The following is a 22,191-nucleotide window of genomic DNA, read 5'->3' as shown; positions in this document are numbered from 1 at the left end:
TCCCTTTTTTCCTTAGTTGTGTAATCTAAAATGATTATTAGTTTTATTATATCATTTAGGTTTTTGAGACGTAGATCGTTGGATAGTTTTATGTTTTACGAAGAGGTACATTATATCTAATAGTTGTAGACAACTCAAAGAATCCCCTTATTGTAAGTAAGGTTGTTTTAATATATCATTCGGTACGTGAAATTATAAAAAGCTAAGATATATCCTTGTTTTCCTTTTTAAAATTCTTATAGCATTCTATACAAATGTTATGTTATTATATAAATAGAAAATTTGTTTCCATTGTTTATACTCTATTGTACGTAGCGTGAAGGACAAACCTTACGCCCAGTTAACTCGGGCGAGGTTTGTCCTTTTTTTTTATTTTAAGGAGGAATTTACTATGAAAAAAATCTACAAAATCGGAGCAATTGTTACTACATTATGTGTTGCTTGTATCGCTATCTTTACTTTAACTAAAAATGAATCTGTTAACCCAGAGACTGTAACACCAAACAAAACAATTGTATCAGCTGCAGAAACAAAAGGATCCCCCGAAAATATTAAAGATATTTCAAAAGAAGAATTAAAGCAAAAAATACAATCCCATGAAGAGTTTATTGCGTATTACTATCAACCAACTTGTCATTATTGTAAAAAGGCAGCACCAGATATCAATAGTATGTCAAAAAAGCATGATAGAACCATCTATCGTATTGATATCTCTACGCCAGAAAATCAAAGTGCCTTTCAAGAGTTCGACATTCCTGGTACTCCAGTTGTTGTAGCTTATAACAGAGGCGAAGAAATTGAACGCCTAGAAGGGGCAGTATCAGCTGCTACATATGACGGATTCTTTGCGAGACGTAATTCGAGCGCTAGTTAATATAGTGCTCGTTTTTCTTTGTAAGAAAGGGGAATTTACATGCAACAAAACGCCCGTATTTATTCTTTAGACATACTAAGGGGGATTGCCATACTATGTATCCTATTTGCTAATCTACCTACTATGACGGGACTAGATCCCTTTAATCAAGCGGGTTACTCCGGTACAGATAAAGTGATTCGTTTTTTAATAGATTTGTTTATACAGGCAAAATTCTATACTATTTTTGCGTTCTTATTTGGAGTAGGGTTTTATATCTTTATAAAAAATGCTGAAGCAAAAGGTTATTCTATGTATAAGCTGTTTAATCGTAGATTGTGTATCTTACTACTCTTTGGTTTACTCCACTTTATCTTTCTATGGTATGGAGATATTCTACACGCATATGCCTTAGCTGGTTTTATCCTATTGTTCTTTTATAAGCGATCTACAAAGCTTATCTTTATAGTTGGCTGCATCTCTCTATTTGTTAGCTATACACTACATGCTATTTTATTTACACAAGCAAGTTCTTCTATTTCTATCGTACCTAGTTACTATCAATATATGTTTACAGGCAACACTATTAATCACACTGTAAATCTATTTACACATTATTTACAACAAGTAAAAGCTCGTCTGTTCTTTTTAATGATTGAGGAATTTCAACAATTACTAATAGGAATTCCGGAATATATAGGCTTGTTCTTAATTGGTTTATGGGCTGGTAAGAAAGATATTTTTAAAAGGGTACCGGAATTAATAAAGGAAATTAGATTTATCCAGTGGAGTTCGTTATGCATTTCATGTCTTCTCTCTTGTCCTATTATCTACTATTTTATAAAAACGGATGTCTATTACTCTCAGGATATTAAACTATGGATTCTATTTGGAGGGAAAACACTAGCTATATTCTATGTTTGTACTTTACTTAGGGTTTGTGAGAATAAAAAATATATAGAGCGGCTGCAACCCTTTATGAACGTAGGCAAGTATGCTTTAACGAATTACATTAGCCAAAGTATACTAACTCTTGTCATTCTTTCGATGTACTTTAAAGATGTCTCACAGGTATATTACTGGCAACTATGCATCTTCGGGATTTTAATTATCTTTGTACAAATTATATTCAGCAAAATTTGGAGTAAATATTTCCGCTATGGTCCTATTGAATGGGTATGGAGAAAAGGAATTTACAAAAAATAACCTATCTTTCACCAGTTTTATGCAATTAACTGAAAAAAAATGATAAAATATCATATGAAAGAGTAAAGATATATTTGTGATTGTAAAATGATGTTATTAAAATTAAAGTGGTTCAAGTCAGAGGAAGGCACCTTAGGTGTCTTTTCTTTATTAAAATATGTATTTTAATAAACCTTTAATACTTATGTATTAGATAATAATATTATTTAGTAAAAGGCATTTTTGATGTAGGTTTGCAATAAAGTTTAACCGTTTTGAAAAAAGATTAACTGCTTATAAAAAAGTCGTACCGTTTTCAATCCTTTTTATTTCCAAGTTGATGTGATATATTTATAACAATTAGTGCGAAATACATCACAAAGGAGAATTCACATGAAAAACAAACTGGCTTACTTGGGGTTTATTGGATTTCTAGGATTTCTAGGACTTTTAGGTCCTCATTCATTTTTAGGTGAAACATCATTTACATATTACTTTTTCGCTTTCTTCCCCTTCTTTTTATATGCAAAAGTTATACCAGATGAACTTTTTATCCTACATGTTCGCATTGCTGCCACAAAGTCATTTTTCGTGGCATTAGTAATGGGTGTTTTACTAATCTTAAGTATCGTTATTTTTGCAAATGTACATGTAATCAGATTATGCGTTGTACTTGCAATTGTAATACCATTAGGAACTTTTGTAATTAATTTAGAAATATTTGAACGTAGAGAAAAGAAAGGGATGCAAGATGCCACTTAAAACTCGAATGAAAGAATATAGGGTAAAGCTAAGTATGTCTCAAGAAGATCTAGCCAATGAGGTTGGTGTCCGAAGGGAAACAATTGGCAATCTCGAAAATGGAAAATATAATCCTTCATTCAAACTCACTTATGATATTGCGAAGGTTTTGAAAGCACCTATTGAAGTTCTGTTTTGGTTTGAAGAATAGGTTAGGTATAAGTAAATTGTTGTAATAGATATGTCTATGAGTTTTGATTAATCTTTTTTATAAAAACTAGATTCGGATTTCTAACAAAAGACTCCATTTTGATTAATCTTTTTTCAAAATGGAGTCTTCTTATTTACCATATAATATGGGTTTGTGGAGTTTTTTTGATTAAACTTTATTTCAAACCAACATTTGAAGATAATAGCCAATAAAAAAAGCCCTAACAGGGCTAAATAATTTTCTTCATACCACATTGACGACATTCTCTTAGGAAGATGAAATCTTTCACGGAACTCTTAAACGCGGTATTGTCACAGTTATCACAACGACCGCTAATTTTATTATCAATACCTAAAACGCAAGAAGTCATAAAAAATAAAGGGTGATACATATTAGTCATGTGTAATATGTATCACCCTTGTAATTCTTGTTCAACAATCGCGCCCTTTAATGGAATAACTAGAATATGGACTCAGACCTAAATGTTAATAAACCCTCCTAATCGCCATTGGTTCCACTGATTATTTTTTTCTGCTCTACCTGGTACAACGCAATAATCCGATATTTCTGTATTCATGCCTTCAAAAAGTATAGGTAATTGTTTATGTTGAGTATGTACATAATTAGCAACCCAGCTTCTAGCCTCCTGTATCCCCTTTAAGTTGCTATGTAGGATTTCTTTCTTTCCGTTCATCATGATTTCAACCGTATAAACTTTCAATTTTTTACTACCGGTTATGATGAAATGGCATTCGTCTTCTTTATTGATATTACTTATAATCTGACTAGGCATACCCGATGACCGTCGTTTCGATTTAAAGTTATCTGTAACGTAGAGAAATTCATTTAGTAAGTAGTAGCTTATAGAGTCTTTGGGTGTGTGAATTTTTTTTAGTGCAGATATAACATCAGTCCATGTTAATCTAATTATTTTGACATTCTCTCCTAATAGTTTTTGGTGCGCTGCTATTTGGGCTTCATCAAGTACACCTCTAATCTTAAATTCAAATAAGAGATTAAAATTATTACCACATATCCATGCATCTGGGATAGAACCTGAGTTATCTTCATATTTATTTCGGTTATCGATAGCTTTTTTGTACGGAGCAATACCTATGATATACTCGTATTCTTTTTCCTCTTGAGGACAGTATTTCACACGAGTATTTATCTTTAATTGTTTAAAGGTAAATTTTTGTGCAGGTTCTGGTATAAGACTTTTTAAGAAATCATCGACTAAACTACAATCATTCCTTGCTAAAATATTCATTAAGATATTTGTATAATGATCCTCTTCTTGTCCTTGATATTGAAAAATCCTCATCACTCATCTCCTTAATCGTCAACACAATAAATAAAGACATCATTAAAATATCATACATATAAATCCCCCGATACGAACACATCATAACATAAATACTCATTTTTTTATTGCGGAAAATGGCCCGTTTGCTGAACAATTAGGACTCTTCGACTATGCTTCGATATACAAGAAAGAGGATAGCATGCTCTTATATTGAACATACTATCCTCTTATTAGTTTAGTCTATTTAAATCTTATCTGGGAGCTCTGTGTATGTGTATATTTTACCTAGATCGTAGTGTTGTTCAGGTTGTTTATTTTCCATTTGTTTCACCCACATAGCAATTTGAATTAGTATAGCTTAACCATAATAACACGAAGTGTCCGCATAGTGGATGCTTTTTATTTTTTAAAGGATGTTTGTCCCAGCAGAACCCCTAATAGAAAAAGCTCCCACAATAAAAATGAGAGCTAACTTCATGCAAAAAAATGTTTAAAAATAATATAGTACTTTACGAACTATGAAATAAAGCTTTCCTTAATCCTTGCTTTAGAACCATATAATTTTTTTGCTCTCAATAAATCTAACGTTAAATTTTCCATGAAAACAAATTCTCCATTGATTAGTAATTCTGCGGATTCTATTGGATACTCATCTGAACCCTCATCTAAAACCAACTCTTTATTTCCCGAAAGAAATATATAACCATAAATATATCCTTCTCTTTTTCCTATTGAAATTCACTCATTGAAAAATACCTCCTTATGCCTATTTTTATAACTAAAATTCTTATTTTAATGCTGTACTTTATTTTTTGGCCAGTAGAATTAAATATCTTTATTGTTACTAATCACCACTTGTTAAAACTTTATCTTCATAAAAAATATTAAAAAATGTTTCCAAGCGCTACATTAAGCAAAGAAGGAAATTTTAAATTTGCTTTTGTTTCCTCCAAAGAATCAGCAATTCGAATTGTTCTTGTTCCAGCCTTCTTCCCTGCACATATATCGGTTTCTTGGTCACCAATCATATAGCTGCTTGCTAAATCAATATCGTACTTTTGAGCTAACTGCAGCAGCATACCAGCCTCTGGTTTTCTACAAGAACACCCATCTTTTGGCCGATGGATACAGGCAGCAAATTCTTGTATATGAGCACCGGCGTTTTCATTAATTAATTTTTCTTGCATATGTTTATGTATTTCTAAGAGCTCTTCTTGAGTCATATAACCCAATCCGACACCTCCTTGATTCGACGTAACTAGGACCATATAACCCTGTCTATTAAATATAGCAATTGCGTCAGCTGCACCAGGTAGCAGGTAAATATCTTCTGGTTTATTTACAAATCTAACACGATCTGTAAGTACTTGATTAATGACCCCATCACGGTCTAAAAATATTGCCTTTTTTTTAGCCAAGTTACTCTCTCCTTACCTACAAATTTTCTATTGAAAAATCTGAAGTATAACAATTATTAAGTTCATAGTAGCATGAACGACAAATGATACTAGTAACCTATTAGTACGTACATATATTGCCGCAAGTACAAGTCCAATTAGAAAATATCCAAATACAAAAGGAAAATCAAAATGCATGATAGAGAAAAACAATGCACTAACTAATATACACATAATTTTATTAAATTTACGGCTTAATATATTTATGGCCGCGTAACGAAATACAAGCTCCTCAACTAGCGGAGCAAGAATTACAATTGATAAAAGAGCAAGAGGAGAAATTGCTACAGATTCAATATTACTTGATGTATTTACTGATTGTGTAGTTAAGTGAAATATACTCTTATCCAAAATACTACCAATTGTCTGTGCAAAGAATACTGCAACTATTCCCATTAAAATCCAACCGAATGATACTCTTGATAATTTAATCGATAACTTCGAATCATTCATCGCTTCTTTCTTATATATAAGATAAATGAATATTAATATGAGTGAAAACCCTATTAGTTCCCAATGAACAAGTAGTTGCTGAATTGCTTTCTGTTGATTTCCCTTAATATCATACCAACCTGTCTTAGCTAGCAATTGTACTCCTATAATCCCAACAAGTTGAGTCATTACAAAGTAGATGAGTATAACATAACCTGATTTATGTAAATTACTATGATTCATTTTACTATATTCACCTTTCATTTACCTCCAAATTTTATATTATTCGAATTTTAAATCGAAATAGTATTATCTACTCTTCTTTAAGAATTTTATTTATACCTGTAGGTTTATACATAACAAAATCCCCTTCACTATTGCTGACTCTTTTTGTTTCAAAGTAGATTCGATATTCTTCCCCATCTTTTTTTATTTCTGATACTAACTCTTTAGTTATCCAGTAATTTCGATTCAGCAGATCTCCTGGTACAGCAGTCATTCGAAAATTTTTATTATCTGTATTTAATTCTTTCGCGACCATATCCTTTGCAACTTTCACGTTACTCCTAGTTAGTTCCATCCTTATCTCATGATTCTTTTCTTGTTCCGCACTAAATTCCTGAGCAAATCTAGCACCGATACAGAGTAATAAAATTATGCCCATAAATATAAAGAATGCTTTTGCATTGAACTTTTCCATTTCCATAACATCAAATCCTTTCACTTCTTAATAATGCGAAACTATTTTATTATTGTTTACGGTGAGATAACCGAGAGAAACAATATATAACTACTGCTATATATAGAAAAGTCGTAAAATTATCAATAGCTATTAACGTTTCTTCTGATACGGAATCAATCATAATCACCCTCCCATTACCAATATTTTTGCCACTATAATATCCATAACTTTAAGCTTAATCTCCAGCTTTATTTAGTTTTTTTATAAATTCACACGTTGCAAATATTCAACTAAGAAGTATCCACTAAATTCTTCTAAAAACACCACTTGCGAGCCACTACTCGCTTTGAATTGATCCGTCCGGCATGTCCAAACTTTACCGTCATAGTGTTCCGCTTCTCCACATGTATGCATTACTACCTTGTCACCTTCTTTTAATTCATCTATTACACCGAATATCGTTCGATAGCCTTCTTTATATTTCCGCTTTATAAAATCAACTTGTTTCCCAGTTCTAACGTTTCCAAACCGACCTTTCATGTAATCCAAGCAAACATGATCTATATCTTCCGGCGGACCAGGGAAGTAAGTGGAAGATCTCTTCCCTCCACTCGTTGTATAAATCATTGCTACTCCGCCATTTTCATCCTTTATCATTTCAAATGAAGGTTTCATTTTTGTTCCCCTTTTCTTTTAAAATATCGCTCTAAAAGGATTTTAAATATCCAATCTCCCTTGCGTACTCACGCATGTTTTTCATCGCTTCTTCTGTCCATCCCCAATGCGTACAGTACAATCCTCCATAACCGTTTAATCCGTTCGAATTGTCATTTCCATAAATGAAGTGTGTAAAATCTTTTACTAATGCCCACATTGTGCCACCGCTTGAAAAGTACTTTTTTTGTATTTTCGTTTTATAATCAACTCTTGTCATATTCATAGAAACATTTGTATAGTGATCAACAAACCGTAACGATTTACCATTGAGTACAAAATGGGCTGTTCTATCTTTATAGTGAAGTAACCCTTTACCATTGAATGTATTTTTATCATTATTTGCAATGTATTTAATTAGTTCATTCACAATTTCAATCCGTTTTTTCTTGTCCATCTTCAATCCCCTTTTTGTTCAAAATTCAAATCCAACTATTTTTTCACTCTTTTATCGAAATCTTTTGAAACGAATTCCAAAACTACCAATAACAATACAGAAACTGGAATAGCCACAATAGCAAAGAGTCCCCAAAATTTGATTATATCCATCAGAATCGACCACCTTTATATACTCATATACAAAATTAAAAATCTAGTACAATAACTATTTTGTTGCGTTTTCTTTTTTCTCAATATAACGATAAAAATCTTTTTCTTTTGCATGTTCATCACAAGCAACTACAGGAATAAAACCATCTTTAATCTCAGTTTTTGAATGCCCGTAAATGTGCCCTTCTGTCGTTGCATTCTTCCAGCATCCTCTGAAATTACAAAATCCTAATTCCACATCCAGCACCTCTTTTCACATCCATTGCGATAGGTAAGACTTTGAGGTTGTCTCCATCTTTTCCCCCGCTTAGCAATGTACGTGCGACTTTCATTGCATACAGCGCCCCATCTTATTCTTTCTAAAATACTTCTATAAATTTATTACTCTAACTTACCTTTATTCAATGGTAATCCCAATAAACATTGATAAATTTCCTGTTATCTTCTCACCCACTCTTAAAAATAAACCTGCAGGTTCTCCACCAATTAAATGTGAACCTATTAATAATTTACCTGTATAATCTCCATCCCAGGTATCTATAGTACAGTCTGGCATTTCTATATACTTTTGATAGATTTTATGTTGTTGCTCATAATAAGGCGTTTTATCTGCGGCTACTTCTTCCCCCTCATTAATGATGGAAACACCACCGCCTTCCCGTCCAAATGTGGCCTTTTTCACATAATCTATATCATTTTCTTCAAATTTGTCCTTTGAGAAATAAGTTGGTAAGAAGTACTTTTCAATAATTTTATGTTCTTGTTCTGTAAACCATTTATTTTGCTCGTGAAGTTGCCAAATAAGAGCTAGTACACCTTTATTTTGAATTAAGAATGCTGAAGGGGGATTAATAATTTTCACTCTCCCCTGTGCAATATGGTCTAAAAACATAAGGCCAATTGATTTTCCGCTATAGTCCTTATCTTCTAATAAGTACTCTAATGGATATAATCGATACAAATATTCTATTTTAACGCCATCTGGTGTATATAACCCATCGTCTGTAACGATAATACTTTGTATCCCCACATAATCACTTGGCTGCGGACAATATTGTTGAATAAATTTTACCGTTTGATAATCTTCTTCATGCCAATCATAACTAGTGAAATGTATAACATCATGAGGATTCAATTCATAATCAGAAATGATTTTATGCCACGTTGTTTCTAGCTTCTCTTCTATGCAGTTTGGATTTATAACTTGATGATGATCACATAAAACTTGATTAGCTACAGATGGCTCCAAATAGCCGGTGGGTGTATCTGCATTAATTTCAATTAGTTTGATTTCATTGTTTGCAACAATGAAATCAAACCTAGTGAAATATGAAAATAAAACATCATAATTTGTTCTAGTCACTTCCCATAATTCGGTAGGTAATTTTAATTGTAAAAAACCCTCGTGACTTTCTAGTAAATATTTATAAACCTTTTGAAAAATGGTTTTTACTAATTCAGTTGCTTCTATAATATTAGTATATTCCTCTTTTTTGATTCTTTTGATACCAGTAGACATATACTGACACCATTCATCATTCTCTAATAAGCTTGGCCAAGTAAAACCACGTGTACAAGCTTGCTCAGATAAAGCAAACCATTTTTTCATATAATCTTGTTGCTGTTGATTGTCTAACATTTTTTCTCCTCCTATAAATTAAGATCCAGCTGGAGCTTTTGCATTTCCGATACCATTAGAACCACTAGTAACCTTGCTTGTTGAAGATGGTTTTGATGGTTGAGTTGGATTAGTTGTTTTCGGTGTAGATGCGTTACTTTTATTCGTGTCACTTTTATTTAAATTAACTTTATCTTTTGATTCACTTTTATTTGTAGAAGCAGAATTATTTGCACCTCCACTACTTGTAGCAGCACTTGTATTTGTACTTGTCCCTCTCCCTTTTTCCTTCTCTTTTTCTTTTGGAACTTCTGGTAAAGGTCTTTGTGTCATTGGTGGTCTATATGTATGGTTGGTATTATTATTAATTTGTCCTGGATTTTTCTTATTTAATGAATTAATCAACATCATACCAGCTGCCCCTGCAGCAAACGGAACTAAAGCGGAACTCCAACCATTATCATGCTCTACACTCGGATTATTCTGTTTGTCTTCGTGCTTAACAGGTCCTGTAGTTGGCATCTCTTCAAAACACTCATTATCATTTATTTGATTAGAAGTACATTGTTTTTGCGTTTCCTCTTTATCAGTTGTGTCTTGGTCAATTGCTAGTGAATTATCTTCTTCGAGATCTCCTACACATCCCGTTAATAAAACTGTTGAAATTCCAAGGTTTGCAGCGATTTTCATAAATTTTTTATTACTCATTTTCATAACTAAAGAGCCTCCAATATTAACTTTATAATTTTTATATAAGGATTATATGATTATATAATCAAAATAAATTCCCTACTACCTAATTTATGCTGCTTGCAAATGCTTTAACCCAATCTCTAACGCACCTGTTCCTCCAAAACCCTGATTAAATAAAAGTGGGACATCATACTTCTTTGCGTATTCTTTTGCTACATCAATAGACACATGGCCACATGCACCTTTCTGCACTACAATAACATCACATTTTTTTATAACACTACGAAACGTTTTCTTTACACCACCATGATTTTTCCCATCATGAAAAATTACCTGACAATCTCTTTTTTTCGCCAATTTCTCTAATGTTCTACCATTTGAACCACCTAAAACTAGAATTGTACTCATTTCCATTCACTCTCCACATCTTTAGTTTTTTTATATGTACTTGGTGATACTAATAATACAATTGTGCAGATGACAATATTCAGCAATACCACACCCACTATTAATATAATTGCGAAGATTGGTAACAATAGCATGAAAATAAAACCACTTACAAGCAAGCAGATGAATATAAATCCATTGCTCATGTCTTCATAACCATCTAATCCTGTTACAATATCTAAACTGTGCATCCAAACTGTGATACTATCCCAATTTGCGATCAACAGGTATCCACTACCTACTAATAAAGCCCATCCAAATAATGTCCCTAAAAGTCCCGAACCTCTTCCAGAAGAATATCCTGCAAAATAGTTTGCTGCTGTTCCCAATAGTAATCGCATTCTTTTTACCTCCGTATCTATTTCATTTCACTAATATATACAAATTTTATTTAACCATAACTTTATTATATCAGAAAATTATGAATATTCAATAAATATTTTTAGGTACTCTTTATATTTTTTAATAAGGGTTGTGATTTTTATTCACAACCCTTATCTTTCAGTTAATCCACAGGTACTTCTTCTTGTCCTTGTGGAATTTGTTCAATTGGTGTTACAATTTGCGCATACTGATTTACCTGAATTTTAAATTGTCGTGTTTCCAAGAAGTTTACCTGTTGTATTAAAACCTCTATATGAAATGTATCTACTTTTTTCCCACGGTCAATTTTGGTAATACGCGCATTGTAAAACTTATCCCCATTTAGGAAATATCTTTGCACAGCTTCTGCGGCAAGCATACGTTCATTACTTGTCATTTTCATTGGCTCAATACCAAATCCAGCCTTTGTAAATAAATACGGTACATCATAACTACCATTAGAAATTTTTCTTAGTAAATCCTCAACTGTTTTTGTTTTCGCAATATATTCTTCTTCTTTTGTATCAAATCCCTTTGGTTTATCTCCTAATATCTCGATTTCATCTTGATTTACTTGTTCTTCCTCTTGCGATTGTGATTTCAACATATAATCATGAATGGTATTATAGGTGGCAACACCTGCCACTAGTACGATAATCCCTAATATGACCAAGTACTTACGAGGCATATTGGATAAAATGTTGATTATTCTCTTCATCTACTCTCATTCCTTATCAGTCTATTACATTACGGATTTGCGACATATGTTGTCCTCTTGCCGTATAGTTTAGACCTGTAATTTGTACACCCTTATTATCACCAATATGAATCATTTTCTGATTCCCTAAATAAATAGATACATGGTTAGGATTTTCATAGAAAATTAAATCTCCTGGTTGTGCACGACCGATATCTGGCACCTGTTTTCCTTGTCCAATTTGAGCACCTGTCCAATCTCCTAGCTGGACACCTATACTAGTTTTAAACACATATTGTGTGAATCCAGAACAATCTGCAGTACCTGCAGCTGGATTTCTAGCACCGGATACATAGCTCACTTTCCCTTGTCCAACCCATTTTTTTGCTTCTTCCAATACCTTTTGTCGTTTAGCATTTGTCATTGTAGGAGCACCACCAGATGATAGACCTGGATCATCATTTTTCTTAAAGAATTTCATTGGATCCGTTGGTTGGTCGTTAATACGAATTTGGAAATCTAAATGGACAGCATATCCATTCATATTAAGTAAACCAGTTTTTTTACTATAATTAGAACCGCCCATCTCCCCGATTATTTGTCCTTTTGTTACCATGGTTCCTGGTGCAACTAATATTTTATTTAAGTGTAAGTAACGAGATACAATACCATTTCCATGGTCTACATAAACACCTAGACCACCACCATTTACATTTCCTGTTTGGGCTGTTACAATACCTACTTCCATCGACCATACTGGGTCTCCAGCTTTTCCAGTGGTCGTGGCCCCAATATCTACAGCATTATGTTGTATTCCCTTACGAACTGCATCAAATGTATCTGTAATACGACCTGATTTCGTTGGCCATTTCCAACCTTTATCAGAAATCCATTCGCCTGATGCGTCTGCCACACACCCTAAATCTTTGTAATACTTCAAAACTTTAGAAACGTACGTGTAATCCCCGTAGCACGCATTAACCTTTGTCCTGAAGTTATTTGGATCGGAGCAACCAGCTGGGTTTAAATGATTCTTACTTCTTGAGAACTCAATGGCTGTTTCTTCTGAATAACCACCCTTCGCTAATGCATAGCTTATGAATCCTGACCCGAAATTATACGATTGTAAGGCTAGGGCTATATCTCCATTCGCCTTTGCTAACACATCTTTAAATTCTTGTACGCCTGCTTCAATAGAAATGTTGGGATCTTTAATACATCCTACACGTGCATTCCCCTTTACACCTATACAAGATGGACTCATGTCTCCATAATGCCCCTCTGAAGCCTGCATCGGGTCATTTCCTGCTCCACCTGATTCCTGCATCATTTGGGCAGCCAAAATACCAACATATTGAGCAACACCATGTTTTTCTGCCATTTCTTTAATTTTAGGAAGGTATCCTGTAACTTTTGCATTAAGGTTAACAGGCTCTCCACCAGGACTCACATTACCTACACACATACCACCAATAAATCCACCAGTAGTAGGAGCAAGATGTCCATATAGCCCTTCTAACATCCCTGCGGCTAATATCTCACGAGCACGGTCTTTTTGACTCTCACTAAATTTTGCAAGTTCCATCGCTTTATCTAAACCGTGAGAAGATACTGTTACCTTTTTACTTCCGCTTGCATTAATTTCATCTATTTTTTTCTTAAAATCTGTATCTCCCAATATCTTTTTTACATCTGGTCCGGAATAACTTTCAGATTTGGTTTTTTGCATCTCCTTTTTCTTTTTTTCACAAGGACCATTCGGTCCTGCCTCACATACCTCTTTTTCCGTATATTCTTCATATTGGATATCCAAGAAATATGATATAGCATCATGCGGATCTTTACCAGTCAAATCGTTATCATACCGCGCCATGTCAAAAGCGACAACCTCTTTCCAATCCACGTTTAGAGCCATTGCAATTTCTATATACTTTTTCACTTGTTCCTCTGTTTTACTTTCATCATCGGTAAATGGTACAAAAGATGCTAGAATCACACATACAGTAATAATAAGAGCCATAATGAGAGCAACAGGCAATCCTACTGCTCCCACGATAGCTCCTACAATTTTCACTATACCAGCTCTTAGCAGTTTGGCAGCAGCTTTCGCTGCCGCTCTTCCTGCTTTCCCTGCCATTTTTGCCATTTTCCCGCTTGCCTGCATCCCCTTTTTCTTAATAAAGTGAGATGTTGCATCTTTTAAAGGGTTACTTTTCTTCTGATTATTTGGATCGTTAGGATTTTGACTCATAGACTTGTCACTCCATACTTTCCATTTTCATTATTTCTGCTTCTTCGCTGTGCTAGGCGAGGGTTTGGCGCAAATGGAATCAGGTTTTGTGGATCATGTTCTGATAAATTCAAATGTGTCTCTGTGCGTACAACTTCTTCCTGTGTATGAGTTACTAGGATTTCTTCTCTAGGTTTAATACTGCTATCTTGCACTTCACAAACCCTTTCAATCCTTTGATTTGCTTGTAATCGCGTATCTCCTTTTCCGAACGGAGAAATACGTGACACTGTACCATCTGTTGTGGTAGCGACCATATAACTACGATCTCTTTCTACCACCATTTGCACATTCTGGTATCCCCCTTGGTCTAAATCAGACATATAGAAGTGACCATTGTCTACCTTATGACTTACTGTAAGTGGCGGTTCAGTAAATACTGGTTTCTGTTGTAAAGGTCTTTGATTTTGATTTCCTACTAATTGATTTGGATTAATATTGATAGAACGATTGATACTAATTTTCCCGCCACTAGAATCTTGAATATACGCTGGCATAGCTTTCATACCATTACGATGCTGTGTTAATTGACCGTCTGAAATATTTAAATCTTGATATACCACTTGTCCCGAACGAATACTACTATCTCCACTACCATAACGAGATACAACTTGTGTCATTCCACTGGAATCTTTCGCTTCAATCCATGATTTATTATTTGTCGTAACAAGACGTACTGCACCTTGAGCAACTGATTGTCTTCCAGTAGCATCCGTTGTTGTTGGTACCATTTTCAGAATCTCTTGAATTTCTGTTGCCTCTGCTTGGACAGCTTTGTTATAAGGATTATGTTTGCTTACCGTACGTGCAGTTGCTTGATAAGCACCTACACCACCAATTACACCTGCTGCATAGCTTAATCCTTTTGTCACATTGTAATGGCGTTCTGCTGCGTTACCTCCTAACGAAGTATGAACGGCAGCTGCAGTTCCACTCATCACTCTTTGTACTGCATTTCCACCAGCCTGCTGAACAGCACTAGACGCATTAAAGTATGCTTGTGATACATTTTCCATACCTTTTGTATGCACGAGATGTTTGGCACCTTCCATCATACTTACACCAACCATCTTACTTTGCTGTGTCATACGTCCCACAGCTGAAGTTGGAATCGTCATTTTCCCAGCACTTTGCGAAATATTTGCTACACTAGCTGATGCATCTGCATACGAGCGCTCAATTTCAGAAACAGACAGATTTCCCGCACGCGCCATACTTGCTTGCGTTTGCGTAGCTGCAAACACAGCTTTATTGATTGCACCACCTGTCGCAACACCGTGTGAACGAACACCTTGAATCGCACTAGTAATTCCAGAACCAACTTGTTGACTCACAGTTCCAAGACTAGCATGACTTTGTAAACCTTTCGTCAATTGTGAAGCAAAAGCACCTTTATTAATATACGATTGATTATGTAGACTCTTACCACTCGTATCTTTTGCCTGTATTGGCATCGCACCCGCTTGTACCGCCGCTTGCTGAGCGACTGCTTTAAATTCATTACCTTTATCATTTAAATGAGATTGCCAAGCTTCTACTTTTTGCGTTTGAGACATAGTTGGAGACAAGTTTTTCATAAAGTTTGCTTTGTTCTCTGCTGCATATCCTTGTTTAAATGAATCTGTAGATGCTTGTACTAAATTCCCGACATTACTTACACCTTTTTGTTTCTGATTTCCATATCCATTTGCTAAACTATGTGTTTTTACACCATTTACCGCTTTTTGAATGCCAGATACACTAGATACACCCATTGCATTTATATTTGGATTGTTTTGCAATTGTTGCGATAGCTGAGAAGCAAAAGCTTCCTTATTGGCATAGCTAGTCCCATCTTTTTGTTGCACAATCCCTGCTTGTTCGGCAGCTTTCTGCGCATGATTTTTAAATCCTTGCACTTTTTGACTCAAGTGTTTGTTCCATGCAGCCTCTTTTTCTTGTTGTGGTACATCTGCAGGGAATTGCTTCATGAATCCTGCCTTATGATCTGCTGTATATGCCTTTTTAAATGCAGCAGTGGACGCACCCACAAGTGAGTCTACTTGTCCCATATTTTGATGGCCACTCTCTAGTGTTTCTCCTTTTACTCCTTCAACTGCTTTCCCAACTTTTCCAAGTGCAAGTTGAGAAGCAAAGGCATCTTTATTTACATAGGACTTATCAAACAGGTTGTTGCCTTGCTTATCTTTCGCATCAACTGGCATTGCTCCAGCCTTTGTTGCCGCTTGTTCTGCATGATTTCTAAATCCTTGAACTTTTGAGTTTAAATGGTCATTCCATTTTTTCTCTTTCTCTTCCGCTGACATGTTTTCTGGTAATTGACTCATAAACGCATCTTTATGGTCTGCCTCATATCCTTTTTGGAATGCGTTAGTTGCAGCGTTAACTAAATCTCTAGCGTTTCCATATGGTGTAGCATTTTTCTTCATGTTTTGTAAATCTTGTTTTCGCTGATTTTTGAAATGAGACATTTGATCACTATTTGTTTTTGCTACTTTTTTTGCAATCTCTGCATCGGATGCACCAGGGAATGCTTGTTTTAAACGACTCGCAACTGCAGAATCAGGATTATCCGCTTTCCAATTTTCAAAATCTTTCGTAGCTAAGTCTTGTGCAATATCTTCATCTGTTAACTCTGGATATTGTTCTCCATTTAACCCTTTATACGTATCTAGACCTTTCTTCACACTGGAACCAATATGCTTCCCAGCACTAGTAACTCCTTCAACTCCAGCTGCCAATGTTCTTCCAGATACTGCACCAGGAACACCACCTGCTTTACTTCCAGCAAATGTTCCTACTGCCATTCCTTCTGGTCCAAGTCCTGCGCCCATTGCTAATCCTGCGAGTCCACCCGTTGCTTTTCCAACCATGCTTCCAATTTGACCTGCTTTTAACATACGAGCTGCACGAGATGTTGTACCTATATCTGTTCCTAAATTGGCTCCTAACGCATTTTTAGGATTATCAGCATCTTCTTTTTTATCTTCCTCGCCTTCTTTTCTAGCTTTTGTCTTCTCTTTATTACTACGATGGTCATCACGTATTCCTTTAATGATGCCCGCCATACTTGCTAAGGCACCCATTCCAAGCATTGTACCTGCTCTATTTACTGCTCCCACCGTATTTGTACTTAAACCAATGAATCCTTTTACAATTTCACCTATAGGAATAAACATAGCAAATAAGATTAATTTAATAATGGTATTATCTGATTTGCCTACTAGTACAAAAATCAACCATATAGTAATCGCATGGATACCTTGTATGAGTACTGTACCAACAAATTCACGCATCCAATATAGAGTTTGTTGTTTCTTTTGCGGAAATAGCCACATACCAACCATAACCGGTCCCATTAACATCAAAATATAAAGAGATACCGCTCGCATTAAATAGAAGAAGTTGGCCCAAAGTGATAATCCTACTTCAATCAACATCGCAAAAATTTGAAATAAATAATCATCCTTATTTTTATCCATAGACAATTCGGTAATTGTCTGACCTGGTTTAAAAACATCTAGCGATTGTTCTCCTATTGCTCTTTTAAACTCCGATGCTACCCAAGTATTCATATCAAATATAATGTTATAGAAGAAATCTAAATGCCATATACAAATAGAAACGATCATTAAATCCTTCGCATATTCAATGATATATGTTCGATTTGTTGGATTAATGGCAGCAGCTGAATACTTTGCACCAGCAATTACAGCACTGACTAAGACTAAAAATGCTGCAAATTTAAACATGACTGGTAATCCCGTATTTAATACACTCCCAGCTGTGTCGTCTTTAAATAAAAAATTTAATTTTGCACTATCACCACCAAAAATTAAATCGGGGATAGAATCAATTAATTTATAGATTGGAGAAAGAAAGGTCTTGACCATAGAAACAATTAAGCCGCCAACCCATCCTATTATCTTATCAAGCATAATTTCACCTTCCTTTTCAAAGGCACGCTATTATCCTGCGTACCCTTGTACTTTCTTCATGTTATTTAAAAGCTCTTGTAGTACCGCTTCATTCGATTCAATGAACATCATTTCTTTATCCGATGGATCTGTTTGAATCCAAACTGAACTATCTCCTATGCGGAAAATCCCTTCACCTTTCCCTGGATTGTTGAGAATAATGTCAAGCTCCCCAGCAGTTAAGTTAAAGTTCTCTTGGATTTTTTTCTTATCAATCTTATTTTGCTCTAAGAAGAAATAAGAGAAAGTAGACTGCAAGATACCACGTGCTTTCACATTTTCTAAAATACGAACAAAGTCCTGACTTGCCCAACACATACCGGCATTTCTTTTACGTGAACGACGTGCTACTTTTTCTAAGAAGTTAACCGTTTGTTCATAGTCGATAAACTGCCACATCTCATCCACATATAACACTTTTCGTTTGATAGCGTGTTCTGGACTCTTAATCCAATGCTCCCAAATATAGTTCAGGATAACGTGGAAGGCGATTGGCTTTAAGAAGCCCTCTTCTAAATGACTAATATTAAAGTTAACAACACGTGATTCATTTAACTGTGTTTCTACACCGCGTCCAAAATTACTTTGTCCATCAAATAATGGTTTTGAACCATCACGTAAGAACGGACGAATCGCAGCAATTAACTCTTCTGCTTTCACATCGTCTCCATGGTTTTCCACTATCACATCATAAATTTCTTTTAACTCTGGCTCTGGCTTTCTCACTTGAGACTGAATTAATTGTCCGTCTACCTTCTTCACTTCATCCGTATATAAAGATGAAGGGTGAGAAGTAATACCATGTTTACTGAATACTTCACGAATCGCATCTTCTAACATTGTGCGCTGGAATACATTTAATCCTGGTTGATCAAAATCTTGTCCACGAATAATAATGTCAAAGAATCCTAGTATTTCATTGATTTTCTCTAAAATAGGTACAAATCTTACATACTTCACGCCATCACGCTCTACGAGTTCTTTCTTGTCATATTGTTCAAGCGCTTCTAACTCTTCATCTTTATCCGTAATCTGAAGTTCTGTTACTGCAATTGCACAAGGGTTAATAATGATATTACTTTCAGGTGAAATATTTAAGTTAATACCACCTAAGCGTTTGGTGATTTTTACGAATTCTCCCTCTGGATCTATGATCATCGCATGTGTATCTGCAAGTGATGTTTCACGAGCTAGCTTCATTTTTAAGAGTAAACTTTTACCGGAACCTGAAATCCCTGTCACACCAATGTTATAGTTTGGTGGACGATAATCTGCGTTACCAAATGAATTTAAAAATTCTACTTGGCCAGTAATTTTGTTCTTTCCTATTGGTATACCACCGTTAAATCTTCCGGATCCTGATACAAAGGGAGCAAATGTACATAGAGCACGTCTATCGATATTTCGATATGTATCTTGCAGAGTATTTGGTGCACCTAGTGGCATAACCGCTTTCAAGCCACTCTTCACACGATTCCAAGTACTCGCTATTTTAAAGTGAGATGCTTGCATTTCATCTTCGATATACTCACATAAGACATCTAATTCTTTCTTTGAGTCAGCATACGCAACCGCCATGGTACTTACCATATAGGAGTCATTCTCATTAAATTGAATTTCATCCATTAGATTGTTTGTATCCTGAATTTTTGCATCTAAGTCTTTTTCTTGGTCAATATTTCCGCGTGTACGTTGGAAAGAAAGGTTCGAACGTAACATCGTCAGCTGCATATCTAACGATCGCATCGCTTTTGCTTTTGGCTCTTTATGAATATCAATCATGACATCAACCTCTCCAGCTGAAGTTAACATGTTCAGCCAATTGGTCTGCATCATACGAGGGTATCCATCACGTGGAATATAAAATGGACGGAAGAAAGTATTACTTCCTAATGACTGCTTAATTACCCCATAGTCTTCTGCATCAATTTTCATTCCTTCTGGGGCAATGACATCAAATACAGTTGTTTGATTTTCTAATTGAGGCGGAACTTCTTCTTGTTCGTACTCTTCCTCATCTAGTTCCAATTCATCATTCTTTTCAGCTTCTAATTTCTTTTTTTCTTTTTTCTTTTTTCCAAACAATTTCATACTTATGCCACCCCATTATTTGATTTTTCAGCTTTTTCTTCCGATAGAACTTTCTTCATTAACTCTAGTTTTCTCTCATTTGTTTCACCTGTTGAATATAGAGAGAAGTTCTCATTTTCAATTAAATCTTGGAAACGTGCTTTCACCGCTTTACGACGGTTAAACGCTACGTATAAGAGTTCTATTAATTTATCTTTCGTTAACATTTCTACACTAATTTTTGCTTTCGATAGTAGATTTCGGGAAGCGTTATAGCGACGATATAATTCATTAAACGCTTTATCTACAATCTTTTCTTCCAATTCTTCCTCTGTATCAGCTGTAATCGTGCTAATATCCACTTTGTATGGATAAATTAAATATCGCTTTTGTTCATATCGAGGCTGCGAACGTTGCCAGTACTCTAAGTTGTCGATAACTTCTTGCCCATAAAGTACTGTCTCTGGTGTAAGGTCCTTCGCACCTTTCATTGTTTCTGTCATTTTTCGTACAGGATCTGTTAAATCTACAAACTTACTTTGGATATATACCTTCGTATTAAACTCTAATGTGGTTAACCAGGATTCAATTTTGATATCAATCGCTTCTTGTTCCGCATTAGAAAGCAGGTAATAGTTTACTGGGTGTGCCTCAGCGATTAGGACAAACGTATCATCATGATAACGAATCATATGATTTTCAACTTCCTTAATGTCTTCTACAAAAGCACTAAAGAAATCCACATTATCCTCATCAATTTCCTCTGTAGCAGGCGTATTCTTTTTATTTTTCTTTCCATTTTTTTCAGCAGTACGTTTCTCTACCCCGTTCTGACTTTTGCCCTTTTTCTTAAAACTAAATAGCGGTTTTCCATTCATTTTCCGATAAAAGAAAAACCCTACAATGGCTACCAGTGCAAAATATATCATTTCTAACATCTATAAATTCTCCTTTACCCATGTAATTGGCTCATACCCTTTTCTCCACTTGCCTTTTTCAGAACGGCTACGCATTTTGATAAGTAAAAATTTGTCTAAATACATGTGTTGTTTTTCTTTATAAATAAAAGCAAACGTTATTACAACTACTACTGTTGGTATTGCTAAAATTAAGCAAATAAAAAATGCTACTGCCGCATTAAAAGGTGCAAATAGCCGCCATAAGAATGGTACATATAAATAAAGGGATGCTCCTCCACCTAAAAGATAAATCAATTGGCGTTTGCTCAGCACACCTAACAGCGTTTTTTGTTCCGAAGTCATATCAACAGGAACGGTAACCTTTCTCATTTTGTTTCCTCCCTTATATAAGAGAAGCTCTCCCCAAATAGAGGAGAGCTTTTATAAACTCTTATGTTAAATTTTTGTAACCCAAGCAGCGATGTCGTATGCTTTGATCATGACAAAGCCTCCAATTGCCGCACAAGCCAAACCAATCATGGCTTGTGTACGGTTTTCAGGGTTTTTCCCTTGTGCACCAGATAGTTTAATAGCTGCAAATACAACGCAAGCCGCTACCCAAATCCCCCCAAAACCAATTAATGTTGTTACAAGGGTATTCATGCTTTTTTGTACAGTGGTAGCATCTGTACCACTGGTGTGCCCAGTAAGACCTTTCTCAAAACTAGTTTTTGCCAGCAGAAAATCTCCTACCGGTGTTGTCATAAGTTTTGCAGACAACCAATTCAACATAATTCCTGCACCTCCGGGTGTTTTTTGCTCGCAAAACGCAAAAAGACCCCAATACACGCACACGTCCCCTAAGGACATGGCGCATATTGAGGTCTTCTCTTATATGCGAACTGATTAATTTTTTATTTTATTGTTAAATCTTATTACATTTATATTATAGCAATACGATTTTAAAAAAACAAGCCTTATTTACACCTAAAAAATAAAATTGGACT

At 35.0% G+C, this 22,191-nt stretch carries 22 protein-coding genes and 2 pseudogenes; 4 read left to right on the top strand and 20 right to left on the bottom strand.

The features are described from left to right. Nucleotides 1–391: 391 nt before the first annotated feature. From PDQ40_RS22525 to PDQ40_RS22510, 4 genes are all read left to right on the top strand, one after another. Entirely contained in the window at nt 392–874 is a 483-nt protein-coding gene (locus PDQ40_RS22525) for a thioredoxin family protein (RefSeq protein ID WP_098985285.1), read from the top strand. A 39-nt stretch (nt 875–913) separates the two neighbouring features. After that, the gene (locus tag PDQ40_RS22520; protein WP_242227916.1) at nt 914–2,059 is read left to right on the top strand and encodes a DUF418 domain-containing protein; all 1,146 of its coding nucleotides are present in this window, start codon (nt 914–916) and stop codon (nt 2,057–2,059) included. A gap of 372 nt (nt 2,060–2,431) precedes the next feature. Further along, complete coding sequence (locus PDQ40_RS22515) at nt 2,432–2,800, top strand: DUF3796 domain-containing protein (RefSeq protein WP_242227917.1); 369 nt, start codon at nt 2,432–2,434, stop codon at nt 2,798–2,800. Then, the gene (locus PDQ40_RS22510) at nt 2,790–2,990 is read left to right on the top strand and encodes a helix-turn-helix transcriptional regulator (RefSeq protein ID WP_001128818.1); all 201 of its coding nucleotides are present in this window, start codon (nt 2,790–2,792) and stop codon (nt 2,988–2,990) included. The genes PDQ40_RS22515 and PDQ40_RS22510 overlap by 11 nt, the downstream gene beginning before the upstream one ends. A gap of 229 nt (nt 2,991–3,219) precedes the next feature. Here PDQ40_RS22510 and PDQ40_RS22505 read toward each other — a convergent pair. From PDQ40_RS22505 to PDQ40_RS22410, 20 genes and pseudogenes are all read right to left on the bottom strand, one after another. Further along, nucleotides 3,220–3,321: pseudogene (locus PDQ40_RS22505) on the bottom strand (hypothetical protein); the annotation flags it as partial. Between the two features lie 147 nt (nt 3,322–3,468). Beyond that, nucleotides 3,469–4,314, bottom strand: coding sequence for a hypothetical protein (locus PDQ40_RS22500; protein WP_242227918.1), 846 nt, complete (start codon nt 4,312–4,314; stop codon nt 3,469–3,471). 498 nt (nt 4,315–4,812) lie between these two features. Continuing rightward, nucleotides 4,813–5,042 (bottom strand): annotated as a pseudogene (locus tag PDQ40_RS22495) (hypothetical protein). A 138-nt stretch (nt 5,043–5,180) separates the two neighbouring features. Then, nucleotides 5,181–5,714, bottom strand: coding sequence for a D-glycero-alpha-D-manno-heptose-1,7-bisphosphate 7-phosphatase (locus tag PDQ40_RS22490; protein WP_242227919.1), 534 nt, complete (start codon nt 5,712–5,714; stop codon nt 5,181–5,183). 27 nt (nt 5,715–5,741) lie between these two features. Continuing rightward, nucleotides 5,742–6,449 (bottom strand): CPBP family intramembrane glutamic endopeptidase, encoded by a 708-nt coding sequence (locus tag PDQ40_RS22485; protein WP_242227920.1) that lies wholly within the window; start codon nt 6,447–6,449, stop codon nt 5,742–5,744. Between the two features lie 49 nt (nt 6,450–6,498). Continuing rightward, nucleotides 6,499–6,891, bottom strand: coding sequence for a hypothetical protein (locus tag PDQ40_RS22480; RefSeq protein ID WP_242227921.1), 393 nt, complete (start codon nt 6,889–6,891; stop codon nt 6,499–6,501). Between the two features lie 237 nt (nt 6,892–7,128). After that, entirely contained in the window at nt 7,129–7,542 is a 414-nt protein-coding gene (locus tag PDQ40_RS22475; protein ID WP_000804598.1) for a hypothetical protein, read from the bottom strand. A gap of 31 nt (nt 7,543–7,573) precedes the next feature. Continuing rightward, nucleotides 7,574–7,978 carry a hypothetical protein gene (locus PDQ40_RS22470; protein ID WP_000358491.1) on the bottom strand — a complete coding sequence of 135 codons (405 nt, stop codon included), beginning with the start codon at nt 7,976–7,978 and terminating at the stop codon, nt 7,574–7,576. Between the two features lie 207 nt (nt 7,979–8,185). Next, complete coding sequence (locus tag PDQ40_RS22465; protein ID WP_000418777.1) at nt 8,186–8,368, bottom strand: hypothetical protein; 183 nt, start codon at nt 8,366–8,368, stop codon at nt 8,186–8,188. A gap of 159 nt (nt 8,369–8,527) precedes the next feature. Next, on the bottom strand, nt 8,528–9,769 hold the full coding sequence (locus PDQ40_RS22460) for a glutathionylspermidine synthase family protein (RefSeq protein ID WP_242227922.1): 1,242 nt from the start codon (nt 9,767–9,769) through the stop codon (nt 8,528–8,530). 18 nt (nt 9,770–9,787) lie between these two features. Continuing rightward, the gene (locus tag PDQ40_RS22455) at nt 9,788–10,462 is read right to left on the bottom strand and encodes a hypothetical protein (RefSeq protein WP_149885404.1); all 675 of its coding nucleotides are present in this window, start codon (nt 10,460–10,462) and stop codon (nt 9,788–9,790) included. An 87-nt stretch (nt 10,463–10,549) separates the two neighbouring features. Further along, nucleotides 10,550–10,855: a DUF2325 domain-containing protein gene (locus PDQ40_RS22450; RefSeq protein ID WP_000426064.1), complete on the bottom strand. Its 306-nt coding sequence runs from the start codon at nt 10,853–10,855 to the stop codon at nt 10,550–10,552. Next, a complete protein-coding gene (locus tag PDQ40_RS22445; protein ID WP_242227923.1) occupies nt 10,846–11,229 on the bottom strand; it encodes a hypothetical protein in 384 nt (127 codons plus the stop codon). Before PDQ40_RS22445 ends, PDQ40_RS22450 begins: the two co-directional genes overlap by 10 nt. A 164-nt stretch (nt 11,230–11,393) precedes the next feature. Next, complete coding sequence (locus tag PDQ40_RS22440; RefSeq protein ID WP_242227924.1) at nt 11,394–11,969, bottom strand: hypothetical protein; 576 nt, start codon at nt 11,967–11,969, stop codon at nt 11,394–11,396. A gap of 16 nt (nt 11,970–11,985) precedes the next feature. Beyond that, a complete protein-coding gene (locus PDQ40_RS22435; RefSeq protein ID WP_242227925.1) occupies nt 11,986–14,199 on the bottom strand; it encodes a lysozyme family protein in 2,214 nt (737 codons plus the stop codon). Beyond that, nucleotides 14,196–18,176: a type IV secretion system protein gene (locus PDQ40_RS22430; RefSeq protein WP_242227926.1), complete on the bottom strand. Its 3,981-nt coding sequence runs from the start codon at nt 18,174–18,176 to the stop codon at nt 14,196–14,198. The genes PDQ40_RS22435 and PDQ40_RS22430 overlap by 4 nt, the downstream gene beginning before the upstream one ends. A gap of 30 nt (nt 18,177–18,206) precedes the next feature. Then, a complete protein-coding gene (locus PDQ40_RS22425) occupies nt 18,207–20,306 on the bottom strand; it encodes a VirB4 family type IV secretion system protein (protein ID WP_242227927.1) in 2,100 nt (699 codons plus the stop codon). A gap of 2 nt (nt 20,307–20,308) precedes the next feature. Beyond that, nucleotides 20,309–21,223, bottom strand: coding sequence for a hypothetical protein (locus PDQ40_RS22420; protein WP_242227928.1), 915 nt, complete (start codon nt 21,221–21,223; stop codon nt 20,309–20,311). After that, entirely contained in the window at nt 21,224–21,574 is a 351-nt protein-coding gene (locus tag PDQ40_RS22415; protein ID WP_046199528.1) for a PrgI family protein, read from the bottom strand. 66 nt (nt 21,575–21,640) lie between these two features. Beyond that, entirely contained in the window at nt 21,641–21,976 is a 336-nt protein-coding gene (locus PDQ40_RS22410) for a hypothetical protein (protein WP_071722025.1), read from the bottom strand. Between the last annotated feature and the right edge of the window lie 215 nt (nt 21,977–22,191).

It is taken from the genome of Bacillus cereus group sp. Bc061, from assembly GCF_027715825.1.
In the GTDB taxonomy this organism is placed as follows: domain Bacteria; phylum Bacillota; class Bacilli; order Bacillales; family Bacillaceae_G; genus Bacillus_A; species Bacillus_A paranthracis.
The sequence above is the reverse complement of the archived record's forward strand: the minus strand, read 5'-3'. Positions and strand labels throughout refer to the sequence as shown.

Bases quoted from the DNA above. Each gene is read 5' to 3' on its own strand.
- PDQ40_RS22420 (WP_242227928.1), bottom strand. From the start codon at position 21,223: ATGTTAGAAATGATATATTTTGCACTGGTAGCCATTGTAGGGTTTTTC.
- PDQ40_RS22455 (WP_149885404.1), bottom strand. From the start codon at position 10,462: ATGAAAATGAGTAATAAAAAATTTATGAAAATCGCTGCAAACCTTGGA.
- PDQ40_RS22480 (WP_242227921.1), bottom strand. From the start codon at position 6,891: ATGGAAATGGAAAAGTTCAATGCAAAAGCATTCTTTATATTTATGGGC.
- PDQ40_RS22515 (WP_242227917.1), top strand. From the start codon at position 2,432: ATGAAAAACAAACTGGCTTACTTGGGGTTTATTGGATTTCTAGGATTT.
- PDQ40_RS22450 (WP_000426064.1), bottom strand. From the start codon at position 10,855: ATGGAAATGAGTACAATTCTAGTTTTAGGTGGTTCAAATGGTAGAACA.
- PDQ40_RS22445 (WP_242227923.1), bottom strand. From the start codon at position 11,229: ATGCGATTACTATTGGGAACAGCAGCAAACTATTTTGCAGGATATTCT.
- PDQ40_RS22485 (WP_242227920.1), bottom strand. From the start codon at position 6,449: ATGAAAGGTGAATATAGTAAAATGAATCATAGTAATTTACATAAATCA.
- PDQ40_RS22475 (WP_000804598.1), bottom strand. From the start codon at position 7,542: ATGAAACCTTCATTTGAAATGATAAAGGATGAAAATGGCGGAGTAGCA.
- PDQ40_RS22500 (WP_242227918.1), bottom strand. From the start codon at position 4,314: ATGAGGATTTTTCAATATCAAGGACAAGAAGAGGATCATTATACAAAT.
- PDQ40_RS22435 (WP_242227925.1), bottom strand. From the start codon at position 14,199: ATGAGTCAAAATCCTAACGATCCAAATAATCAGAAGAAAAGTAACCCT.
- PDQ40_RS22520 (WP_242227916.1), top strand. From the start codon at position 914: ATGCAACAAAACGCCCGTATTTATTCTTTAGACATACTAAGGGGGATT.
- PDQ40_RS22415 (WP_046199528.1), bottom strand. From the start codon at position 21,574: ATGAGAAAGGTTACCGTTCCTGTTGATATGACTTCGGAACAAAAAACG.
- PDQ40_RS22525 (WP_098985285.1), top strand. From the start codon at position 392: ATGAAAAAAATCTACAAAATCGGAGCAATTGTTACTACATTATGTGTT.
- PDQ40_RS22410 (WP_071722025.1), bottom strand. From the start codon at position 21,976: ATGTTGAATTGGTTGTCTGCAAAACTTATGACAACACCGGTAGGAGAT.
- PDQ40_RS22510 (WP_001128818.1), top strand. From the start codon at position 2,790: ATGCCACTTAAAACTCGAATGAAAGAATATAGGGTAAAGCTAAGTATG.
- PDQ40_RS22440 (WP_242227924.1), bottom strand. From the start codon at position 11,969: ATGAAGAGAATAATCAACATTTTATCCAATATGCCTCGTAAGTACTTG.
- PDQ40_RS22425 (WP_242227927.1), bottom strand. From the start codon at position 20,306: ATGAAATTGTTTGGAAAAAAGAAAAAAGAAAAAAAGAAATTAGAAGCT.
- PDQ40_RS22460 (WP_242227922.1), bottom strand. From the start codon at position 9,769: ATGTTAGACAATCAACAGCAACAAGATTATATGAAAAAATGGTTTGCT.
- PDQ40_RS22430 (WP_242227926.1), bottom strand. From the start codon at position 18,176: ATGCTTGATAAGATAATAGGATGGGTTGGCGGCTTAATTGTTTCTATG.
- PDQ40_RS22470 (WP_000358491.1), bottom strand. From the start codon at position 7,978: ATGGACAAGAAAAAACGGATTGAAATTGTGAATGAACTAATTAAATAC.